Raw genomic sequence first — 23,210 nt, forward strand, 5'->3', positions numbered from 1 at the left:
AATCATTTATAGCTTTAGTAATTAATTGAATTGTTGATTCAATATCATCCATACTGCATACACTTACTGGAGTGTGAATGTAACGTGTAGGAACTGATACAACACCGGTTGGAATTCCTTCACGAGTCAAGTGAATTGCAGTACCGTCAGTGGTTCCACCGTCACTAACTTCCAATTGATAGTCAATATCGTTTTCATCCCCTGCCTTGATGAGCATGTCCTTAACGGTTGGATTAGTTAAAATACCTCTTCCGCTTGCATCAGCCAAAATGATGGCTGGACCTTTACCCATGACAACAGGTGCCTCATCTGGTTTGATTCCAGGATGGTCACCGGACAAGGTAACATCAAGAGCAATAGCTAAATCAGGGTTTAATTTGAATGCAGAGGTTTTAGCTCCTTTAAGACCAACTTCTTCCTGTACAGTTCCAACACCATACACAGTAGCTCTGGTTTCCACTCTTTTTAATACTTCCATCATTACATAGCAACCTACACGGTTGTCTAAAGCCTTACCCATTATTCTGTTGTTAGGGTATTCTTCAAAGAGTGCATTGAAGGTCATTGTATCGCCAACTTTGACCATTTTCTCTGCTTCTTCCTTGTCTTTTGCTCCAATATCTATAAACATGTCTTTTGCTTTAACAACTTTGTTTCTTTCTTCAGGAGTTGTTACGTGAGGTGGTTTTGAACCTATTACACCAACAACATCTTCACCAACTGAGGAGTGGATTGTTACTGTTTGGTTCATTAGCATTTGATCATTAATTCCACCTATAGTTGAGAAATTAATAAAACCATTATCATCAATGTATCTGACCATTAAACCGATTTCATCCATGTGAGCAGCTAACATTACAGTAGGAGCCTTTTTTTGACCTTTTTTAGTAGCAATAAGGTTTCCCATACTGTCAGTTTCAATTTTATCAGCTACATCTTTTAATTCACGTGTAATAATTTTAGCGATTTCTTCTTCAGCGCTTGATACACCAGGTGCTAAAGAAAGCTCTCTCATTAATTCCATCGTATCACCACATAATTTTTATAAATTTAATAATATTAAATAGTTTCTATTATATATATTATAGGTAACTAGGTGAGAGTATGTCAATTGTAGAAATATTTTTTAGCCCGTCAGGGACAACCAAAAAGGTATCAGATATCATAGCAGATAATTTCAACCAGGAAAAAGAGATTTGTGACTTGCTTAACTTTGAATCATCAAAGAAGCTTTCTAGCGATGACATTGCCGTTGTTGCAATGCCAATCTTTGCAGGAAGGATTCCTAAATCCGCTCGTGAAAGACTCTCCAAAATCAAAGGAGACAATACAAAAGCCATAGCAGTTGCAAATTACGGAAATGCTCATGTGACTGACGCATTGCTTGAATTGGTTGATGTATTGAAGGAAAACTGCTTCGATGTAATCGCAGCTGCAACAACCGTAAGCCACCATTCCATATTTGACGGCGTTGCAGTGGGAAGACCTGACGAATCAGACATTGAAAAAATCAATGAGTTCAGCCAAAAATGCATTGAAAAAATAGAATCTGGCGAATCATTACAGTCTGAAATTCCAGGAAACAGACCTTACACAGACTATAAGCAATTGCCATTTGTTATCGAATGCGATGAAAGCGTTTGTTCATTCTGTTACGATTGCGTTTCAATATGTCCCGAACATGCAATTCCTGATGATGACCCTATAACAACAGATTTAGAGTTATGTTCAAGATGCACCGCATGCATTGCAATATGTCCTGAAGATGCACGTGCATTTGCAGGTGATGCGTTCAACGCTAAAAAAGTAGATTTCGAAAAGGCAAATAGCGAAAGGAAAGAACCTGAATTTTATTTATAGGTTCATTCTTTTTCTTGCCACTTCTTTTACATATTTATTTTCATCATTTATTGAGATTTCCTTTAAGACCTTCTTACTGACTATTTTTTTAACAGCAACTTCACGGACTCTCCATGAATCGTCTTCACGGGCAATATCAGTCAAAACCTTTTGGTCTTTAAGTAATGAAACTGCTCTTACAGAAATGTTTTCAGAAATCCCTTGCTCATAAATTTTAAATAAACATTTTTGGACTTTAATCTTATTCAAAGCCTTAAGGGAGAACTCTTCATCCTCATTAGCTAGAACAATTCTAATTAATGTTTCCAAATCGTCAATATTATCCAAGGTAGCTTGCCTAACTGATTTTATTTTTGCATTTTTTAGAATCTCGATGAAATTCCTTTCCTCGTTGACATGGGCCAAGGCCTCTGTTGCAATCTCCTCATGGGCGGAATTGATTGCAATATATGTGAAATCATCCTCACTTGTCAAAGCAGGATTGGTTATCGCATGATTTCTTACAAATTGATCATCATCGTTTAAAGCGATTTTGATTAAGTCCTGAGGATTGCTTAGGTTGTTTACTGCAATTTGACGAACAAACCTGTTATCATCATTGGATATGACTTCAAGCAGCACATTCTCATCATCAATCTTTTTAACCGCTTCACTTCTAACAATGTTATCTGAATCATTTAAAGCAATTTTTGCCAATAAGTCCTCATCATCCAATTTCTTGACAAGGTCCAACCTTACATCAGCCTTTGTTGAGTTCAATGCAATGTCCTGCAATATTTCGGTGTTTTCAATTTTATCAAAAATGATTGATCTGATTTTAGCGTTATCCTCATTAAGTGCAATCTTTGCGAGATTATCCTCATTTTTGATTTTGCCAACAGCAGACATCTTCACTGATTCGTCCTTGTCCTCCATTACAACTTTTTGAAGGACATCTTCACTGACGAATGTGTCTTTTAGAACTGCAGTTTTTCTAATTGACTTGTCTTTTGCCTTGAAAACCAAATCATAAAGTACATTAGCATCATTTATCTTGTTAATTGCCGCATTTCTGTATTTCTTATCCTGTGCATCGATTGCAATCCATTCCAATGTTTCCTCATCAGTTATCTTTTCAAAAATCTCATCTACTTGAGGGCTTTTCTTGGTATTTATAACCACTTCAGCGATTGACTTGTTGTTTTCACCAAGTCTTTCCCATGCGAAACTTCTCACATCAAAAAATTGGGAGTTTTCTGCAGCATCCCTGAGCAGCCTTTCGTCTTTCACCTTATTAATCGCAATCAATCGTATAGCACGGTCCTTAATGTTTTTAGACATGTCTAAAGCAACATACTGGTCAGTTACCTGATCGGCAGCGGCAGCCCTTTCATATCTGTCCTTACTTTTTGTTGCTATTTCCTTTAGAATCAATTGATCCTCATCTATTTCCAAATCATCCGGGATGACTTTCTCTTGTTTTGGTTTTTCCTTTTTATTATCGTTTTTCTTAAATCTGTCAAACAATCCCATTTTAATTTACATCCCTATACATTTTTTCTAAAAAACTTGCAAGTGAGATAATATCCTGGCAATTGTGCTCTATTATCGGCACCACCGGCCCGATATTATCTTTTTCCAAATAAGTATCATAATAACCGGGAATATACTGTCCAGGAACGTCCCCTTCACGTTCGATTCCAAACAATTCCCTTTCTATGGTTTGCAATTGGCAATTAGGCAATTGGTCTCCCCATAGATTTTTTGCAAAATACATTAAATCCAAGTGAGGCAAGTCCAGGTTTGCATTGATTCTGTTGTATGAACATCTGTTTTTTATGAATGGCACATCAAATGTTTTTCCATTAAATGTTACATGAACTGAATCCTCATCCAAATGACTTAAATAGGCTTCAATAATATTTCCCTCTTCTGCGTAATCCCTTAGGAAGTATTGTGAAGATACTATTTTATTTCCTTTAATTTCCGCAACACCTATTAAAATTATTGGAACATTGGACAATCCTTTTGTTTCAATATCCATAAATTTAAAGTTTTCAGGGTCTTTCAAGCTTATGCTCTTTAAAATGTTATCCCTGCATTTTTTTGAGTATTTATTATTGTCCAATAGGTCGATTATTTCCAAATATGACATGTCATCAATTTTACTTAGAAAATCTGATGCAAGATTAGAATATTTATCATGTTCAGTCAATGATTCTATTGTGTCATATCCTTTATCCTTTAGATTTTGCTCGGTTTTTAGGCCTATTCTTGGCAATAATTTAAGATTGTAATTGATTTGATTTTTAAAATCATTATCTTCAATGTTGAAGTTGATTTTTTCTTCTGTTGTTATTTTTAAAACATCTCCAAATGAATTGGAACAAATTTTACAGTCCATCACGTCTTTTAATTTCTTGCCCTCATACTCAATTAGTAATTTTTCTTTTAGATCGCTGAAATAGGATGGTGATAATTTTCTTGCCTTGTCTTTGGCCTCTTCTGAAGGATTTTGTGAGCTTATTGAATTGCTCAACACTTTTCTTAAATACTCTTCAAAATTATTATCGTCTGTCATTCAATTTTACTTTATCAATTTGATAATATATATTTTTTTAATAAAGTTCACTTGAATTTTTATAAAATATCAATAATATTTATATATCGTGAAAATCATAGTATATATTAGGCTACAATGTAGCCTTGAGAGATAGATTAAACAGCCAAATTTTAAAATTCATTTCTCTAAAGCTTGTAAAACAAGCAGTTAGGTAGATTCCATATCTACCTAACCATCCCAAACTAATTTTCAATTTTTACTTAAACGCTAGTTAGAAAAGTATTAAATATTTTTAAATCAAAAATAATATTAATATAATTTAAGGTAAGGAAAATGAAACTGAAACTAGCAATAATATTTGGAATTGTGATATGGGCTTTGTCATATTTTTTAACATCACTATTCGACCCTATATTTACAACACACCTTCCCAATATAAATATCCTTAATCCATTAATCACTATAATTATTATAGGATTCTTTGGCATATTATATATAAGAAATATTGAAGAAAATGAAGTTTTAGAAGGTATTTTAGTGGGAGCGGTGTTTGTTATAATAGATATTATTCTAGACTTAATTTTCTTCGTAATACCCCATACCTCAAATGTATTATTTAACAACTATACGATACACTTAATTTCAATAACAATAATTACATTATTAATAACAACCTTTTTAGGATATTTAGCACAAATGACAATTGATTTAAAATAAGGAGAATAATAAATGATACCTAAATCACATCCACGTTATGAATCATTGCTTTTAAGAGACAAAATGGTGAAAGCATCAAAAGAAGGATATCTAGCCGACTCCGCAATGATAGCTCATGGAAGAGGAGAAGCCTTCGATTATTTAATTGGAGAAAAAACAACCTACCCTGCAAAAAGGGCAATGTATGTTGCCGTTGCAGCATTACTTTTATCAAATAATCCTGTTATTTCAGTTAATGGAAACGCAACCGCATTAGCATGTGATGAAATAATAGAACTGGCCAATGCAGTAGGTGCAAAAATCGAAATTAACCTATTTTATAGAACAGACGACAGAGTGAAAATAATCACTCAACTATACAAAGATCATGGTTACAAAAACATCTTAGGCACATTAGATGATGATATCGAATACCTAAATGAAATTAAAAACAATAGAGCAAGCGCGAGTAAAACTGGAATTTATACTGCCGATACAGTCCTTATTCCATTGGAAGATGGAGACAGGGCAGAAATATTGAAAAAAAGTGGAAAAAACATACTGACAATTGATTTGAATCCTCTTTCAAGAACTTCAAAAATGTCCGACGTGTCAATTATGGACAATATCGTGCGTGCAATTCCATTCATGACAAAAATAGCTGAAGACTTGAAAACTCAGGACAAAAAAACATTGATTGAAATGGTTAATGATTTTGATAATGAAGAAAATCTTAAAGAATCCTTAGAACAAATAAAAATTAAAGAGTGAATATAATGCAAGTAATGGGAATATCTGGTTTACCTGGTTCTGGAAAAAGTGTAGTTTCTGACCGTGCAGTCGAAAAAGGTGCAATCATCGTTAGCATGGGAGACATCGTAAGAGAGGAAGCTAAAAAAAGAGGAGAAAGCAGCAAAGAGACTGCTAAAAACTTAAGAAAAGAACATGGACAATATATCGTTTCTGAATTGACCATTAAAAAGATTAAAAAACTTCAAGAAGAAGGAAACGAAAATATAATTATTGTTGAAGGCATTAGAAGCCCTCAAGAAGTGGACATGTTTAAAGATAATTTCGACAATTTCATCATTCTTTCAATTTTTGCAAATCCTTCCATTAGATTCGAAAGATTAAAAAAGAGAATGAGAGAAGACGATTCCCAAGATTATGCTGGATTTAAAAAAAGAGATGATACCGAATTGGGATTTGGAATCGGAACAGTCATTTCACTTTCCGATAAACTAATCATCAATGAAAGTGATCTTGAAAGTTTTGAGGAAGAAATAGATAAATTTTTAGAAGAAGTTAATTTATAACTTCTTTTCTTCTAAAATTGCATCTTCAATAATGAAAACACCACTGTCAAGATGCCATTCTTTTTTATATTTTAATATTTTAAGCTTTTTTTGAAAGATAGGGCCATCAATAGCTAATGTTTCAGCTTCCCCACCTTCAAATGCTATATCCAAACGATATTTCTCATTAAGTTTTAACAATTCATCTATTGTTGCATCATCGATTATGCGACCTAACCAGGATTCATCCAATCCCCACGCAGCAACGCCACAAATCATTATCTTAAAACCTAAAGAGACAATCTTGCGCATGTATTCCAGTTCATCAACATGCCAGTAAGGAGATATGATTTTCAATCCAACCTCATCACCCAGTTTTTCAATCCTTGATTTTTGATAAACTGAGTAAAGTGCACCAGTGTATATGGCTTCGACACCACGAGTTTTAAGATCTTCAAAAGCAAGTTTCAAATCTTCAAGCTCCTCTTCCTTAACGCCATCGGTTTCGACAGACATTATCGGAATGTTAAGTGCCTCTGCAAGCAAATCCGTGATATGAATATTAGGAACATGAAACATATATGACTCATCATTCCTAGATTTCATGGAAAGAAGATACTTAACATCTTCTTTCGCATCCAATGCGGCATGCAATGCCATTGTGCTGTCCTTACCGCCAGAAAATAAAACTGCAACATTCATAGTTATCTTTTACGTTTAGTATTCATGAACTTTTTAAATCTTCTGTATGCAGGAACTACAGAATCCATGTAGATTCCAATAATAGCTACAATTACTCCTATACCTCCACAAACTAAAGTAAATTCCACATTAGATAACATTGAAGAGTTTGTAGTATTAACACTGTCCTGAATAGGGCCTTCAATATGAGATGCTACAATACCTTTGGAAAGTAATGCTTGCTCAAAATCATCTAATTTAGCTGAATCAACAACTAATACCGCTTTAATTTGTGCATATGAAATTGTATCATCATATACTAATTTATACCAATCTGAAAAAGATTTTAAAGCCTGTGATGCAGTGTAATTTTGAGAAAGGTTGATGTTAATGGAATTTGAAGTTACATTATACTGTTCATAATGTGAATCAATATTTCCAACAATGGATTCGAAATAATCATGCTCCTTCTCATTAAAACTCCACATAGGAATCGAAATCGAAGTCTCATCAAAAGACTTGAAACCCTCCATTGAGGAAAGCTGCTCCCTCAATTGGTTAGTATCAATTGATGATGATAAATCTAAATATAAAGTTTCTTCATTATAAGGCATGTTCTTTTCAACAGTACTGGCCACAGCAGGCAATTCATCATATATCGGGTCTAAGAAGAATGCACCTCCAATAGCTCCAATGAAAAACGCTACCGCAAGCACTAAAAGCACTTCACGTTTTGGCATATAACGTCTTAACATCCCAATGGAAAAAACAAATACCATCATTATAATGAATAAAACTATGTAAATAATAGTTGTAATAATATCCATAACAATTCACACCAATTTTAAGTGATATACTTTTATATTAAAAGATAATACTTAAAATAACTTTGTATGAAAATAGCTTAAACTTTATAGATTTTCATGTTCTCACTGCCTGATGGCCAATCAACTATTATCTTATTTGTACCCTTATTAATTTGAACACTGGTTCGGGGCAAATTTGAATTGAAATCAACTTTTACCAATTTATGCGACTTGTCCTTAAGTTCCATATCACATGTTGCGTAATTACTTGCAATATTAATCGTATTGGACCTTTGTGATATGATATCTACGCTTTGCCTTGATCCTTGACCCTGACCGTAAACCGTCTGTATAGCTTGAGACAGTTTAGACAAATCCGAAGCCATATTCATAGACTCCGACACATCAAGAGTATTTTGAATTGACTGCTCCACCAAGGGCAATGTAAAAACTATCAAAAGTATCAGAGATATGGAAAATATCAGCAGATACTCAAGAGAAATCTGTCCATGATTATCCTTCATCAAATCACCAACACCAGATTTTTTGCAAACAACAACATGATGTCGCCATAAAACACAGCTATCAAAAGCCCCGCAATAATGGCGGGAGTGAAAGGATATGAAATCTTTATTGAAATTTCATCAGATATTATTTTTTGAACACTCATTATCTTAAGCAGATTCATGTCCTTTTTTGTTATCCCCCCAGCGCTCAATGACTTAAAATAATACTTAAAACCATCATCTTCATTATTCTTATAAACTTTCAAGTTTTCATCAACATCATTAATCAACTCGACTATATGCTCATCATTGAAGTAGTATGAATTAACGATATTTCCTTCCCTCAAATCCTTAACCGGAATTCTTTTGTTTAAAGTTTGATTTATTATGTAATGCAGGTTGGATATGGACAGGACATTCATCAGCATGTCAAGATTGCTTTTGAAAATATCTTTTTTGATAACCATGTATCCCACAAAAATCAGCAAAAATGGAAATGAAACAAGAATGCTGTTTATAACCACGCTGAATGAAAAAGGATATATTGACGGCATTGGAAAAATATTCAAAAAGTCAATTGTAAGGCCGAATGGTATTACTGTGGCAATACCAGTTAATAGCATTACATCACCACCTCCCCATAAATGCAATTCCCATAAAAGATATGTTATAGTATAAGTCAATACCATTGAAATAATAGAGGCTAAAATGAATTTAATGTTATTTGAAATTAATGACAAAATCAGATTTGAAGCCAATCCAAAAAATACCAAAATGCAACATAACGCTTCAGGAACAAAACCCCTCTTAACATCAAAAATTGTAGCACAAACAGAAAACAAAATTGTTACAAGTATTTGAATTAAAAATATAGTACTGAAATTCATAAATATATTATTTTACGTCAAATAATATAAATTAAGCAGAAAACAAGCTTGCAAAATTGTTTTCAACTTATAAAAAAAGAGAAATTAATTTTTAGAATACTCATAAATAGCTTCTAAAAATGCTTTGAATAATGGATGAGGCCTATTAGGTCTTGATTTGAATTCCGGATGGAACTGACAACCAATAGCCCATGGATGATTTGGAACTTCAACAATTTCCACCAAGAAATCATCAGGACTTGTACCAGAAATTATCAAACCTTTTTCTTGCAAGTCATCTCTGTAATCATTGTTGAATTCGTATCTGTGTCTGTGACGCTCTTCGATATCAATTTCACCATAAGCTTCAAATGTTTTGGTTCCTTCAATGATTTTACAGTCATATGAACCTAAACGCATTGTTCCACCCATGTTCTTGATTTTCTTTTGCTCTTCCATCATGTCAATGACAGGATCGACGATATCGTCACCAAACTCAGAACTGTTAGCTTCAGGATATCCGTTACGCCTTGCAAATTGGGTAACGATAGACTGCATACCTAAACAGATTCCGAACAATGGAACATCATTTTCAATTGCATAGTCAACAGCATCCAGTTTACCCTCAAATCCTCTTTCACCGAATCCTCCAGGGATTAGGATACCGTCAAATTCTTTCAATGCATCTTCATCTAACTTTTCAACATCAGAACTGAGGTATTTGATTTTAGCCTTTACCCCAATGCTAGCTGCTGCATGAAGCAATGATTCACGGATACTGATGTATGAGTCTTCAAGTTCAACATATTTGCCCACAATACCTATTGTGACTTCAGATTCTGCATTTTTAATGGAATCAACAACCCCTCGCCATTCATCAAGTTTAGAGGAATCCGCTTCAACATCCAATCCTATTCTTTTAACGATGAATTCACCTATGTTCTTATCCTCTAGAACTAAAGGCACTTCATAGATTGTACCTGCATCAGGAGTGTTGACAACTGCATTTACATCAACATCACAGAAGTGAGCGACTTTAGCGAGCAATGCATCATCAATGTGCTCTTGTGATCTGCATACAATTACATCAGGATTAATACCGACACTTCTCAATTCTTTAGTGGAATGTTGGGTAGGTTTTGTTTTGAATTCTCCAGCTGCATTTAGGTAGGGAATAAATGTAACATGGACGAACATAACATTGTCTCTTCCTTCCTCATTCCTAAGTTGCCTTAATGCTTCAAGGAAAGGTTGACTTTCAATATCTCCGACAGTACCACCGAGTTCTACTAAAACCACATCGTAATCTGCACTTTCAGAGTTTGCCCTAATCATTTCTTTTATACGATTAGTGATATGAGGAATAACTTGTACACATTCACCAAGATAGCCTCCTTCTCTTTCTTTTGCAATTACAGATTCATAGACTTTACCTGTAGTAATATTAGCAATTCCATCAAGTTCAACATCTAAAAATCTTTCGTAGTGACCAAGGTCCAAGTCTGTTTCCATACCATCATGTGTAACAAATACTTCACCGTGCTGATATGGATTGAGTGTTCCAGAATCCCAGTTTAAATAAGGGTCTATTTTAATAGCTGAAACTTTTAAACCATAAGATCTTAAAATTCTTCCCATAGATGCTGAGGTAATACCCTTACCTATGGAACTAACTACCCCACCAGTTATAATAATATACTTTGTCAGATTAATCCTCTCCAATAAATTATACTATAATTTTAGTTTTTAATCATATATAAAAATTTAATCTAGTTTATAAACTATCGATTATTTCTCCAGTGATTGAGTTTATTTGAAATTGCACGACCAGTCTCATCAAACTGATATTGTCCACTGTCACCGTAGTTTGCAAAGTTGTGCTGCTGGACAAACTCGCTGCATGAGTCATCAGGACCATACGGAGAATAGCCTTTTCTGCAAACCATGCCATGTGCTGCACCATACGGACTTACACTCCAGTAAGTGCAGTTCAAACAGATGTTGTCCCCATTGTTGACCATGGAATCATAATCCGGTTCATCAAAATCATAATCATCATTAACACTTACGCTTTTATCATACACCGCACTGTCCTTGCTAATGGACAATCCACACTCATAACAGTAATATTCGTCCATAAAATCGTTCAGTTCACCGCTGCAATATGGACATCTGGGACATATGACCTCATCATCAGTAAACATGCCTCCGCCACATTCCGGGCAGAGATAACCTCCAATAACCTCGGACAATGAGGCACCGCACTTAGGACATAGCTTTACCATAAAATCACTCAATCAACGTTTCAATGAATTCCTTGATGTACTTTTCAGAGAACTCCCATGTGTGCTCGCCCTCGTCACCGACAAACCTTGCATCAATTCCCTTTGAGTTCAGGTATCTATAGAAGTCTGCAGACTTTTCAAACAGGAAGTCGTCGATTCCGCAGGCCATGTAGATGTCGGGAATGTCATCGCAGTTGTCAATGAGATATTTCGGATCCATGTCGGAACCCTTAATCTTGTCCAAATCTCCGAAAATTGACTCATAGAAATCCCTTGAGCGCAGCGCGTTGTCGTCGCTGGTATAATTGGGAATGTCGTCAGTTATCAATGCAGGTGAAATCATTCCTATTTTTGAGAAGTTCTGGCAATATTTCAGTCCGTTTCTGATGGCACCATATCCTCCCATCGAGAATCCTGCAATGTAAGTGTCCTCCCTCTTATCGGACAACGGGAAAATGTTTCTTGTTATGTCCAACAGTTCCTGGCCAACATATTCACCATAATATGCATGAGCCTTTGGATTGTCAACATAAAAGCTGTTTTCACCGCATGGAATCACAATAGCAATTCCATGGTCTTCAGCAAACTTCTGTATTGATGTGTTTGCAAGGAATATCTCATCGCTTCCGTAAAGCCCATGAAGCAGGTACAATGTCTTATAGGGCTGAGGAACGATCTCTTCTGTGTCCTGCAAGAAATGGACGTTGTCTGCAGGCAATATGACGCTGATTGAAGTTCTCCTCTGAAGGCTCTTGCACTTGACGTCTCCTCTAAATAGTACCATAATAACTCTCCTAGTTTTCCAATTCTGTTATGAACAGGGCCCTCTTGCCCTCTTCCTTTTCAAATCCGCAGTATTCATAGAACTTGACATTTTCATTTAAAGTGATTACAACAATCCTCAGGTAATCCTTATAATGGCTTGTGACCCTGCGAACAAGTTCCTTTCCAATTCCCTTAAGCTGATAATCCGGTTTTACAAGCAAATAATGTATGTATGCATTCATTATGCCATCATCCATCACGCTGATCAGACCGACCAGTTCATCTCCATCCCATGCTGAAAAAACAGTGTCGAAGTTCTTCATGGCAATCACCAGCTTTTCGGGATATTCTCCTGAAGACCATTCCACAGATAAGAACAATTCTTCAAGCTCCTTTTTACTAAATTTATGAGTATTCTTGTATTTTATTTCAGGTCTCACTTAAACCACCCTATATTCTGTCCATTTATTTGAGAAATATCTGTAAATGTAAATCGCTGCCCTTACATACCAATCTATAAACATTGCAATCCATGTTCCAAAGACCCCAACTCCCATCCAGTCAGCTATGACATACGAAAGGACAATCCTGCATGAAAACATTACCGCCAAACTGATATACATCACTGATTTTGAATCTCCCGCACCCCTAAATGTTGCAGGAAGGGTGAATGATAAAGGCCATATGACAATTGCGAAAATACCATGCCAAATTACCATTTCAGTTGTCATCTGGGCGGTTTGTGCAGACAGGTTATAGATTCCTAAAACCCATGGCAATATTGCAAATATTAATATATTTATGATTACATGTGAAATAAATACTATGATTAGACATTTCTTATTGTAATATCTTGCCTGCTCATAGTCATCAGCTCCAACACAATTTGATATTACCGCTGTCAATCCTAGATTGATTGCAAAACCTGGCAGGACTGAAAAGATTCCTATTGCATAACCAACGGAATTTGCGGCTATAGCCATTGTTCCGAATGTTGAAACCAGACTCAATACCAGAACCCTACCCAACTGGAAAAGCCCATTTTCAATTCCGTATGGAATGCCCACATCCAATACCTTCTTGAGCATGGCCATATCAAAGCGATGCTTGAGCGTTCTTTTGATGTGAAGCTTATAGCTTTCATCCAATGCGAAGTACAATACCGCAACAGCCGCCACGACACGGGAAATCACTGTTGGAATTGCAACTCCACGCACGTCCCATCCAAGATAATAAATGCAAAAAGCGTTACCCAAAACATTCAGCACATCACATACCAGCATAATCTTCATAGGCAATGTTGCATCATTGGTTGTTCTGAAAATTGCAGCCCCCGCATTGTATATTGCAATGAATGGGATTGACAATGCTACTATGTAGAGATAAACATCTGCATTGTGCCATACATCCGCCTCAATCTGACCAAACAGCACCCCTATCAGAATTTGCCTCAATAGGATTACAACAATCATCAGAATTGTGGAAAGTATTGTTGAAAACCAAACAAGCTGTGTGGAAGCGTTTTGTGCCTTGTCCAATTGCTTGTCTCCAAGGTATTGTCCAGCCACAACGGCACCACCAGTTGCAAGGGCTGAAAATGAAAAAATAAGTAATTGCATCAAAAAGTCAACAAGAGAAACTCCTGAAATTGCCGCCTCACCAAGTGATGCAACCATGATGGAGTCGGCTAGACCTACAAAAAATTCCAAGGCATACTCAACTAAAAGTGGAACGAACAGCCAGAGCAATGCCTTGTTTGAATATAGATATCTTTCAGGAGTTTTGAAAATGTTCATGATTTTATCTTATAAAGTTGAAAGCAATTTTCGGTTCCTCTTCAGGAACTAAACCTTCTTTTTTACCTGCTTCAATGCACTTTAAGAAAAATGCCATGTTTCTTCCAAGCTGCCTCATGGTGGCAAGCCCTTCAAGGTCCTGTTCAACCTCTTCAGGAGTGTTTCCGTGAACCATGTTCCAGTAGAAAGATGAAATTATAGGCATCTGAGAGATTCCTAAGTACTTATTCAATTGATCGTAAGTTGCAGTTGTTCCTCCACGTCTTGCGGAACAAATCACAGCTGCAGGCTTGTGTTTAAAGTGCTCAAGACCATTTCCCTGTGAACTTGAGTAAAATGCCCTATCTAAAAATGAGGTTATTGAACCTGTTGCCCCTGCATAGTATACAGGAGACCCGAATATGAATCCGTCAGCATCCTTTGCCTTTTCAGTGAATTCGTTGACAACATCATTGTCAAATGTACATTTTCCTTTTTCACGGCATTTCAAACATGCGGTACATCCTATAATTGGTTTTGTCTTAATCCAGAATATTTCAGTTTCAATTCCTGCCTCATTTAAAGTCTCTTCGACATAGGTGAGTGCAGTGTATGTGCAACCTTTCTTGTTTGGACTTCCATTTACTAAAATAACTTTCATCTAATAATCTCCATCTATTAATCTTTGAACAAGGAAATGCCCTTGTTTAAATTCAAGTGATCCTTTTTTGACTCCTTCCTCATCAAATGACTCACAATCGTCACCATCTCGTTCTGAATCGAAAATGATTATAGGCACATTGTCACGGGTGTGTGTTCCAACGCTTATAGGTGTTGGGTGGTCCGGCAATATTGCTCCCCTGTAAGGTTCGCCTTCCAAGCTTTCGATGATTGGTCCGACAATAAACTCGTCAATTCTTTCAAGTGCCTTGACCTTCTCTTCTGTATTTTGAGCATGCCCTGCTTCATCTGGAGCCTCAATATGAATCAACAACAAGTCAGTTTCCTTTAAGGCTTCAATACCGTATTTTCCTTTTGCTTCATAGTCGGTGTCAAAGTATCCTGTAGCGCCAGGCACGTCAACAATGTTCATGCCTGCAAAGTTGCCGATTCCCTTAAGCAAGTCAACACCAGTGATTACAGAAGCGGTGATGCCGTAGGTTTCCTCAAAGTTAGGCAATTTTGGAGTTACACCTTGTCCCCATAGCCATACCATATTTGCAGGAATTTCCCTTTTTTGGTTTACTTCATGGCCTTTAAGGTATTCTCTTGCCTCGAACATTATCTTATGGAATTCTTCAGCAAGTTCACATTCGCCAAATAGATTATCAACCAATTTTTCACCTGCAATATCATGAGGCGGCATTGTTTTGATGCTTGATAATATTTTTGCATCCTCAACGCTATCACAGGAATAAACGAACAAGTGTCTGTAGCTTACACCAGTGTAGAACTTGCCCTTAAAGTCAGGGTACTTTTCGGTGAAATATTCATTCAATCCTTTCATCAATTCGTCAGCTTCATCGGTTGTGATATGGCCTGCATTGAAGTCATCCATTTCATCATTTTCACTGAATATTGTATTGCATCTGAATATCACGTCTTCAGGTTTTGTTGGAATTCCTTCACTGCCTGCCTCCAATGGTCCACGGCCAGTGTAGTAATCAGCAGGATTAAATCCAAAAATGCTCATGTTAGCCACATCTGAACCTGGAGTGTACTGTTCAGGCACATTGTTTGTAAATCCTCCAAACCCTTTTTTAGCCAACTTGTCAATGTTTGGAGTGTTGGCCACCATCAGAGGAGTTTTACCGTCTAATTCATCAACAGGATAATCGCTTGATCCGTCTGGAATAAAAATTACATATTTCATATTATCAAAAAAAGTAAAAAGAATTTAATTAGTTTTTATATTTTAAAATACTAATTAAATCTGTCAACATCGCAGAAGCAGTCTCAAGGGAACCTGCTCCGAGTCCAATAACAGAAACCTCATCAGCCAAATCAGTCTTGATTGTAGCCATGTTCAAGGTTCCGCTTACATCATATGAGCTTCCTCTTTTAACTAAACGAGGAGACACCTGCAAGTTGTCTGGAGATATTTCCGCTATCAGTTTGATTAGGTAATCGTCCTTTTTAGCAAGTTCGATAGCTTGTGAATTGATGTTTGAAATACCCTCAACCTTAACGTCGCTGTAAGTTGCATCAATGCCCAATAGGGAATTTGCTAAAATTACAGTCTTACAAGCTGCGTCAATACCTTCAACGTCTTGTGTTGGGTCGGTCTCTGCAATACCCAATTCCTGTGATTCTTTTAGGATAACTTCATAATCAGAACCTTCAGCAGTCATTCTTGACAAGATATAATTTGTGGTACCGTTCAAGATACCCTTGATTGATTTTATCTCACATGATGAAAGAGTGTCTCTTGTAAAATTAATGATAGGCATAGATCCACCAACACTAGCTTCATATTTGAATTCAACACCTGCTTCATGAGCTGCATCAACAACTTCTTTAAATTTAAGTGCTAAATGCCCTTTGTTTGATGTCACTACGTCTTTTCCTTGTTTAAATGCTTTTAATGTTAATGAAAGTGCAGGCTCTGCATCAACGATATTAGTAGGAGTTGCTTCTATAAGACAATCGTATTCAACTGCATCTAAAACATCTGCACCATTCTTATCAGATCCATATTCCGGATATGCTGATAGTTTTCCTTCTTCTTTTTTGGTTTTAACAAGCAATTCTTCATCCAATCCATCTTGTGATATTGCAGATGAAGAAGAATCAGCTGCTGCAACAACTTTCACGTTTACTCCTGTTTTGTCCTTAATCAAATCTTTCTTCATGGAAAGTGCATTTGCAACACCTTGGCCCACTGAACCAAATCCCATAATAATGACTTTACATTCATCCATAATAATCACTTATACTTCATTAATCACTAACAATTCCTTTTCTTCAGCAATTTCTGCAATTCTATCAAAAATTATTTGTTTTTTGCCAACATCCGCTTCAATATTAATCAATGCAGTGGATTTTTCCTCACCGTTTAACTTAATATCAAATGCAACAATTTGAACACCTTTCAAATCATTAATCCTGTCCATGGTGTCCCTTAAGTCTTGGTCCACAATGTGGCCGAATAAAATTGTTGTGATTTTTTCTTTTTTAACTACTCCGTCCATTTCAATGATTGAAAATCCTAAATCGTCAAATCTGGTGATGACATTTAAAAGGTCTTCCCTTTCACCTTCCAATGTTAATTGAACTGGAACTTTACCATCATCATTTTTGTAGTCCCTTTTGTGAATGACAGTTACCAGGTTAGCTCCAAGACCACTTATTGGCTCCAATACTTTAACTAACTGTCCAGGGATATCCAAAAGCTCTAGAACTAAGTCTATTCTCATATAAGTCCCCCTTAATTTGTCCAATCTGCTCTTTTTACAACAAGATTTCCATCTTTATCAATATTAGCATTCCTTAATATTTTTTCAGGATTTTTCTCATGAGATTCGTCTTCACGAGTTAAATTCAAGTTATCAGTAATGTACCAGGTTTCGTCTGAATCTGGAATGTTTTCTAAGGTTTTTGAAAATTTTTCTATAATTTCTTCAGCATCTTTTTCGATTGACATTATAAAAACTCCTAATAATTAATAATATTATTAGTATGTTTTTTGGCATTAATAAATATAAAGGATAATGGTTTAAAAAAAAGAAAAAGGTAATGGCAAACATTAGCCATTAATAATATTTTTGGATACCTTTAACGTATCTGAGTGTGAACAATACTTGAATAAGGCTTCCAATGAAGTTTGCAATCACTATTCCCCAGTAAACTCCATTTTCTCCCATCCAAAGCAATGCCCATATACAAATCAATGTTAAGATGATTTGCTTGAAGAATGTGAAACCTAGACTCAAGTCTCCTCTTCCGAAACTCTGCAATATGCACCCTGAGATGATACTCCAGCTTGCAAACACTACATAAGGACACAATAGAATAGTAACACGGGCAATCTCATCGTTCAATCCTGCTCCACCGAAAAGCATTGCAAGATATGGTGACAATACTGCTAATATAATTGCCATTGCAATACATCCGACAAAACCGATTTTATGAATATAGTTGAAAGATTCAAGGATTTCATCAGTTTTTCTTGCACCGAAAAGAGCTCCGAACACACTGATTCCACCAGTCCCGAATCCCACAGGCAGCATGATACCTATACTGATAAGTCTCCATACTGTGGTATAGACAGCCACGGAATCGGTTGTTGCAACCATCACAAGAATGACATTCACAACCATTGAGAACAATGACATGATGATTTGCTCAGCGCTTGCAGGAACTCCAACGGAAATGATGTCCTTATAGATTGCCATGTCCCTTGAATAGCTTTTGACATCAATGTAATTGTCCTTTTTGATGTATGACCAGTAAAGATACATCAAAAGACCGATGAAATTTGCAAGAACAGTTGCTATTGCTGCTCCTGAAACCCCCATGTTCAGATTGTAAATGAATATAGGGTCCAAGATGATGTTCAGCGCAGCTGCAACCCCAATTGGCAAGGTTGCCTTGACACCCTTGTTTTCGGACCTGAATATTCCGCAATATATGTTTTGAATGATTATTGTGAATCCTCCGGAAATAATCCAGACACCATACTCATGGGCAAGACCCAAAACGTTTGATCCCCCGATTGCAATCAATAGCGGGTCCAAGAACAATATTATCAGTCCAGGAATCAATATACTTACGATAATACTTAATACAACACCGTGTGTTGCGCTGTTTCCAGCATTTTTCATATCTCCCCTTCCGATGAAACGTGCAATGGAAGAGTTCACACCCGCTGACAGTCCTATTCCAAGACCTATGATGATAATGAACAATGGTGTTACGATACCTATTGCTGCCAGAGCATCTGAACCAAGTCCAGACACCCACATTGCATCGGCAAGGTTGTTAATCATTGTTAAAAATAAAGACAATATCATTGGTATGCTTAAACCGATGATACTCTTTTTAGGATTTGTAATCAATTGCTCAACTTTCATAGAGCACCCTCTCTAGAATTAATAATAATACCTCCAAATAATAAAAAAATAGTATGTAAAGTGCTACAAAAGAGTGTTAATTCTTTGTGAGTCATTTAATACCGAAACGACTGTATTCTTATAAAGAATTTTCTTGTATAAAATAAGCCATAATAAATTAATTGAAACAAGATATATAAATGTTTCTAATTTAAAAAATAAGAAATATTAAAAGAAAAAGGTTAAAAAATGTATAAAATAATTTACAACCTTCTTAAATTATTCTAAAAACTCTGAAATGTCAGTATCCTTTAAGATTTTCTTTCTTAAAATCTTATCGATTCCTGTTCCATATTGGGCCGCCTTTTTGGGCCTGTATGCTATCTCATAGTCAAGACCCTCTTCAAAGGCCAATTTTCTCAATATGCTTTTTCTCATATCATCATGCATTGACACAATCTTTTTGTTATCTTGAATGTTCAAGACCAATTCAACAAGACTCTTGTCTAAAAACGGCAATCTTAACTCAACTCCATTGAGCATTGAGCATGCATCATCCCTTTCAAGATTGACGTTATACATGTTTGACATGTCCTGCCTTATGTCATAATTCAATGTGTCATTGACAAAACTTTCAAGATACCTTTTGTATCCTCCAAAGAGCTCGTCTGCCCCTTGACCGGATATTGCCACCTTGATTCCATCTTCTGCAACCATCTTTGTTGCAAAATATGTTGTAAGGCCAACACCGACTTTCATAAGGTTATCGTCACCAATTGCATTAACTACACTAGGCAATGCCTCCCTGACCATGTCTTCATCCACTTCACATATGATCAAGTCGAGATTGAGGAACTTGGCTGCATACTTTGCAGCTTCAATGTCATGTGACCCTTCCTTGCCCACTGCATAAAGTTTTATTTTAAGCCCCACATTTTCAGCTATTTCACCCAAAAGCAATGCAAGATAGGAACTGTCGACACCACCTGAAAATATTACCCCGACCTCATATAATCCTTCAACTCTTTTGGATACACTTAATTTTAATAGCTTGTCTATTTTACTTACGTCACCCTCAAATACTTTTTCATATATCGGCTGTGCTGGAGCTATATCTTCCCAGTTAAATAGAATATGTTCCGGCTTTAAGGTTTCAATTTCAGTAATGCCAACCTCTTTTAATGCATTTTTAGTTGATGCAAATCCTCTTAAATCACCGTTTTGTCCGTAAAATAATGGTTTGACTCCCAATGGATCACGTACAAGAGCAAGGTTTTCACCATCCCATACCGAAAACGCATAATCCCCATCGGCCAATCTGATTGCCATTCTGATGGCATCAACCAAGTCCCCCTTATTATAAAAGTCAATCAGATACATGAGCGCTTCCGCATCGCATTTGATTTCAGCATCAACACCCACTTTGGACAGCAGGTTTCTGATTGTTTTGAAATTATACAGCTCGCCGTTAAATACCAAAACAAGATTATCATTGCTTACCGGTTGAGGCTTGGAAACCCTGTCATTCAAATCATAAATGGAAAGCAGGTTATGTCCAAATGCTATAGGGTATTGTGAACAGTCTTCAAACTCCTCCAAATCAATATCATCATAAACCTTATCGAGATAAATTCCAGATGCGTCAGGACCTCTATTTTTAGAGGATTTCAACATTTTTATTATATCCTCCGCCTTGACGTTTCCCTGTAAACCAACTATTGAACACATAATATCTAAAGCTCCTATTAAATAACTAAATTCCTAATAAATTAAATGATTCGACTCATTTCACATTTAATTTATTGGCCAATAACCTTGAAATGCTATAAATCCTATCCTTGAATTTGTTAATTATCAATGCTCCAACAATTCCAACTATCGCTCCTGCCAAAACATCTCCAGGATAATGCACTCCCACATACATTCTTGAAAATATGATGAGAACTGCAAAAATCACCAATGCAATATCAATTACCAGATGATTCTTTTTGACCAATTCCTTCATGTTAAGTATCAATGAGGTCACAACAGCAAAAGTTGATGTTGCATGCCCTGACGGGAATGAATTCAGGTCATCTTCTGTGATTAACAGATGGACATTGTCCAAGGACATGAACGGCCTTGGCTCATGAACGACATGCTTTAAAACGAATGCGATTGCAGCTGAAAACAACAATGCACCCAGTGTAATGATTGCCACCTTTTTAAGGGTGTCCCTTTTGGTTATCCTTGCATATAGAATGACAGCCACCAATATCAAGACAAGAAACTTGAAACCTCCAAAATGAGTGAATATTGGCATTATGCCGTCAAAAATTGGACTTTGAAGACCATGATTAAAAAAATTAAATAAATCCACATTAATATTATAAAAAATCATAAAAATACAACCTAAATGATTATTTCATTCCTCTTTTCAATATTATATATTAGATTGGCCATTAATCTAAAAATACTTTACCCTCATATTATTCTTTCAAGAAGGGTTAAGATTTTGTCTTTATAATTGTTCACTACCAATGCCCCTACAATTCCAATTAGCGCACCGCATAAAACATCAAATGGATAATGCACTCCAACATAGACCCTTGAAAATACAATGACGACTGCAAATATCAACAATAATATTTCAATAAGCACTTTATGCTTTTTAACCAAATCATCCATGTTTAAAAGGAATATGCTCACTACAGCCAATGTTGATGTGGCATGACCTGACGGGAATGAACAAGGATCAGACTCCGGAATGAGAAGCCTTACATTTTCCAAACTCATGAAAGGCCTTGGCTCCTGAACTATTTGTTTCAAAAGAAGAGCTATCAAATCTGAAAACAGCAATGCAACCAATGCAATGGCCGCCACTTTTTTAAGAGCATCTCTATTTGTCACTTTCGCATACAATAAGACCACCAATACAATCAATAACAACCAGATGAAACCTCCAAAATGAGTTATCATTGGCATTATCCCATCAAATACAGGATTTTGCATATGCTGATTGATGTAAATAAACAAACCCATATTTATATCCATGAAATCACCTTAAAAGAACGGCACAATGGAATAAACCGCTATCAAAATAACCACTGTTAAAATCACAATCGCTCCAAGAGGCACCTTTTTCCAGGCAAGACCTGCCGCAACAATTGCACCAATCAAACCTATATACCATAACTGATTATCGACTGTCAACACACCTGGACATATTAATGCCGCAAGAGCGGTGTACGGTATCAAATTTAGGAATTTCTCAGCCTTTGGAGGGAAATTCAGCTTATCTATAAACAATGCTGGAATCAATCTTGGAATGAATGTTACAAGCGCACAGCCCAAAATAACCAGATTCACATAATCCATTAAGCATCCTCTCCAAGAATATATTCATCATCCACAATATACATTCCAATTGCAGCACCCAAAAGTGTTGAAACAATTAGTGACCAGTTACCCAAGAATTGTCCTAAAACCACATTTAAAATTGCAGTTATCAACACTAGAAGAGCAATCTGTTTGGATTCCTTGATAGCCGGAACCAAAATAGCCACAAACAATGCATATAATGAGATATTAAAACTGTTTGTTACAATCACAGGCAATAAATCAAGTACAACAACACCAATACCTGCACCTAAAATCCAGCTAAGCCATGCAAATATCGCAATACCCAAATAAATCCATATATTTGAATCTTCACTCAATGAAAACATTGCAAATGATTCATCAACGGTCACATGAGCGGCCAGTATATTTAACGGCAAACTAGATTTCTCTACCTGATTTAAAACACATGTGGACATTACGAAATATCTTAAGTTAACAACAAAATTGGTTAAGATAATTGCCATCGCAGTTGCGCCACTTAAAAGCATTGATGCTGCAATGATTTGTCCTGCACCTGCATAAACTAAAACAGACATTGACACTGTTTGGATGGGAGTCATTCCTGCCTTTATCGCAATAGCAGCATACCCAATTCCCATCGGAACGTATCCGAACGCAATTGGAACACCCTTTTTGCAACCTTCTATAAATTTCTCCTTTCTTGACAAAATAACGACTCCAGAATAATAGTAAAATAATAA

The 23,210-nt window shown here is 36.1% G+C and carries 27 protein-coding genes; 4 read left to right on the forward strand and 23 right to left on the reverse strand.

Annotated features, from left to right (window positions below):
• Nucleotides 1–1,024: M42 family metallopeptidase (locus ILA26_RS02675; protein ID WP_292893807.1), on the reverse strand; the 1,024-nt coding region annotated here is incomplete at its 3' end.
• 80 nt (nt 1,025–1,104) lie between these two features.
• Here ILA26_RS02675 and ILA26_RS02680 point away from each other — a divergent pair.
• Entirely contained in the window at nt 1,105–1,860 is a 756-nt protein-coding gene (locus tag ILA26_RS02680; protein ID WP_292893809.1) for a flavodoxin domain-containing protein, read from the forward strand.
• Here ILA26_RS02680 and ILA26_RS02685 read toward each other — a convergent pair.
• Nucleotides 1,855–3,372: a HEAT repeat domain-containing protein gene (locus ILA26_RS02685; protein ID WP_292893811.1), complete on the reverse strand. Its 1,518-nt coding sequence runs from the start codon at nt 3,370–3,372 to the stop codon at nt 1,855–1,857. The two genes, ILA26_RS02680 and ILA26_RS02685, sit on opposite strands and share 6 nt — an antisense overlap.
• Before the next feature lies 1 nt (nt 3,373).
• Nucleotides 3,374–4,420 carry a ribonuclease H-like domain-containing protein gene (locus ILA26_RS02690; RefSeq protein ID WP_292893813.1) on the reverse strand — a complete coding sequence of 349 codons (1,047 nt, stop codon included), beginning with the start codon at nt 4,418–4,420 and terminating at the stop codon, nt 3,374–3,376.
• Between the two features lie 315 nt (nt 4,421–4,735).
• Here ILA26_RS02690 and ILA26_RS02695 point away from each other — a divergent pair, with 315 nt between their 5' ends.
• From ILA26_RS02695 to ILA26_RS02705, 3 genes are read left to right on the forward strand one after another with little or no spacing between them, the layout of a single operon-like run.
• Complete coding sequence (locus ILA26_RS02695; protein WP_292893815.1) at nt 4,736–5,119, forward strand: hypothetical protein; 384 nt, start codon at nt 4,736–4,738, stop codon at nt 5,117–5,119.
• Nucleotides 5,120–5,131: 12 nt separating this feature from the next.
• Entirely contained in the window at nt 5,132–5,869 is a 738-nt protein-coding gene (locus tag ILA26_RS02700; RefSeq protein ID WP_292893817.1) for a phosphopantothenate/pantothenate synthetase, read from the forward strand.
• A gap of 5 nt (nt 5,870–5,874) precedes the next feature.
• On the forward strand, nt 5,875–6,414 hold the full coding sequence (locus ILA26_RS02705; protein WP_292893819.1) for a nucleoside monophosphate kinase: 540 nt from the start codon (nt 5,875–5,877) through the stop codon (nt 6,412–6,414).
• Here the strand turns inward: ILA26_RS02705 and ILA26_RS02710 are convergent.
• The 20 genes from ILA26_RS02710 to ILA26_RS02805 form a co-directional block, all read right to left on the reverse strand.
• Entirely contained in the window at nt 6,409–7,095 is a 687-nt protein-coding gene (locus ILA26_RS02710) for a TIGR00289 family protein (RefSeq protein WP_292893821.1), read from the reverse strand. The two genes, ILA26_RS02705 and ILA26_RS02710, sit on opposite strands and share 6 nt — an antisense overlap.
• A 2-nt stretch (nt 7,096–7,097) precedes the next feature.
• Nucleotides 7,098–7,853, reverse strand: a complete 756-nt coding sequence (locus ILA26_RS02715) for a hypothetical protein (protein WP_292893823.1) — start codon at nt 7,851–7,853, stop codon at nt 7,098–7,100.
• Nucleotides 7,854–7,978: 125 nt separating this feature from the next.
• A complete protein-coding gene (locus ILA26_RS02720; protein WP_292893825.1) occupies nt 7,979–8,404 on the reverse strand; it encodes a class III signal peptide-containing protein in 426 nt (141 codons plus the stop codon).
• Nucleotides 8,404–9,228 carry an A24 family peptidase gene (locus tag ILA26_RS02725; protein ID WP_292893827.1) on the reverse strand — a complete coding sequence of 275 codons (825 nt, stop codon included), beginning with the start codon at nt 9,226–9,228 and terminating at the stop codon, nt 8,404–8,406. Before ILA26_RS02725 ends, ILA26_RS02720 begins: the two co-directional genes overlap by 1 nt.
• Nucleotides 9,229–9,357: 129 nt before the next feature.
• Nucleotides 9,358–10,974 (reverse strand): CTP synthase, encoded by a 1,617-nt coding sequence (locus ILA26_RS02730; RefSeq protein ID WP_292893829.1) that lies wholly within the window; start codon nt 10,972–10,974, stop codon nt 9,358–9,360.
• Nucleotides 10,975–11,033: 59 nt separating this feature from the next.
• Entirely contained in the window at nt 11,034–11,537 is a 504-nt protein-coding gene (locus ILA26_RS02735; RefSeq protein WP_292893831.1) for a hypothetical protein, read from the reverse strand.
• Nucleotides 11,538–11,541: 4 nt separating this feature from the next.
• Complete coding sequence (locus ILA26_RS02740) at nt 11,542–12,321, reverse strand: alpha/beta hydrolase-fold protein (RefSeq protein ID WP_292893833.1); 780 nt, start codon at nt 12,319–12,321, stop codon at nt 11,542–11,544.
• A gap of 10 nt (nt 12,322–12,331) precedes the next feature.
• A complete protein-coding gene (locus ILA26_RS02745; protein WP_292893835.1) occupies nt 12,332–12,742 on the reverse strand; it encodes a GNAT family N-acetyltransferase in 411 nt (136 codons plus the stop codon).
• Nucleotides 12,743–14,101 (reverse strand): MATE family efflux transporter, encoded by a 1,359-nt coding sequence (locus ILA26_RS02750; RefSeq protein WP_366514874.1) that lies wholly within the window; start codon nt 14,099–14,101, stop codon nt 12,743–12,745.
• Nucleotide 14,102: 1 nt separating this feature from the next.
• A complete protein-coding gene (locus ILA26_RS02755) occupies nt 14,103–14,738 on the reverse strand; it encodes a flavodoxin family protein (protein WP_292893839.1) in 636 nt (211 codons plus the stop codon).
• A complete protein-coding gene (locus ILA26_RS02760; RefSeq protein WP_292893841.1) occupies nt 14,739–15,950 on the reverse strand; it encodes a cofactor-independent phosphoglycerate mutase in 1,212 nt (403 codons plus the stop codon).
• 28 nt (nt 15,951–15,978) lie between these two features.
• Complete coding sequence (locus tag ILA26_RS02765; RefSeq protein WP_292893843.1) at nt 15,979–16,998, reverse strand: homoserine dehydrogenase; 1,020 nt, start codon at nt 16,996–16,998, stop codon at nt 15,979–15,981.
• Nucleotides 16,999–17,007: 9 nt separating this feature from the next.
• Nucleotides 17,008–17,493 (reverse strand): amino acid-binding protein, encoded by a 486-nt coding sequence (locus ILA26_RS02770; protein ID WP_292893845.1) that lies wholly within the window; start codon nt 17,491–17,493, stop codon nt 17,008–17,010.
• A gap of 11 nt (nt 17,494–17,504) precedes the next feature.
• Nucleotides 17,505–17,720: an Asp-tRNA(Asn) amidotransferase subunit GatC gene (gene gatC, locus ILA26_RS02775; protein ID WP_292893847.1), complete on the reverse strand. Its 216-nt coding sequence runs from the start codon at nt 17,718–17,720 to the stop codon at nt 17,505–17,507.
• A gap of 109 nt (nt 17,721–17,829) precedes the next feature.
• Nucleotides 17,830–19,149 carry an MATE family efflux transporter gene (locus tag ILA26_RS02780; RefSeq protein WP_292893849.1) on the reverse strand — a complete coding sequence of 440 codons (1,320 nt, stop codon included), beginning with the start codon at nt 19,147–19,149 and terminating at the stop codon, nt 17,830–17,832.
• Nucleotides 19,150–19,407: 258 nt separating this feature from the next.
• The gene (locus ILA26_RS02785) at nt 19,408–20,856 is read right to left on the reverse strand and encodes an asparagine synthetase B (RefSeq protein WP_292893851.1); all 1,449 of its coding nucleotides are present in this window, start codon (nt 20,854–20,856) and stop codon (nt 19,408–19,410) included.
• Between the two features lie 55 nt (nt 20,857–20,911).
• Complete coding sequence (locus ILA26_RS02790) at nt 20,912–21,508, reverse strand: phosphatase PAP2 family protein (RefSeq protein ID WP_292893853.1); 597 nt, start codon at nt 21,506–21,508, stop codon at nt 20,912–20,914.
• A gap of 83 nt (nt 21,509–21,591) precedes the next feature.
• On the reverse strand, nt 21,592–22,161 hold the full coding sequence (locus ILA26_RS02795; RefSeq protein ID WP_292893855.1) for a phosphatase PAP2 family protein: 570 nt from the start codon (nt 22,159–22,161) through the stop codon (nt 21,592–21,594).
• Between the two features lie 9 nt (nt 22,162–22,170).
• Nucleotides 22,171–22,485, reverse strand: a complete 315-nt coding sequence (locus tag ILA26_RS02800) for an AzlD domain-containing protein (protein WP_292893856.1) — start codon at nt 22,483–22,485, stop codon at nt 22,171–22,173.
• On the reverse strand, nt 22,485–23,177 hold the full coding sequence (locus ILA26_RS02805; protein ID WP_292893858.1) for an AzlC family ABC transporter permease: 693 nt from the start codon (nt 23,175–23,177) through the stop codon (nt 22,485–22,487). Before ILA26_RS02805 ends, ILA26_RS02800 begins: the two co-directional genes overlap by 1 nt.
• Nucleotides 23,178–23,210 lie beyond the last annotated feature (33 nt).

This window comes from Methanobrevibacter sp., from assembly GCF_017940815.1.
In the GTDB taxonomy this organism is placed as follows: domain Archaea; phylum Methanobacteriota; class Methanobacteria; order Methanobacteriales; family Methanobacteriaceae; genus Methanocatella.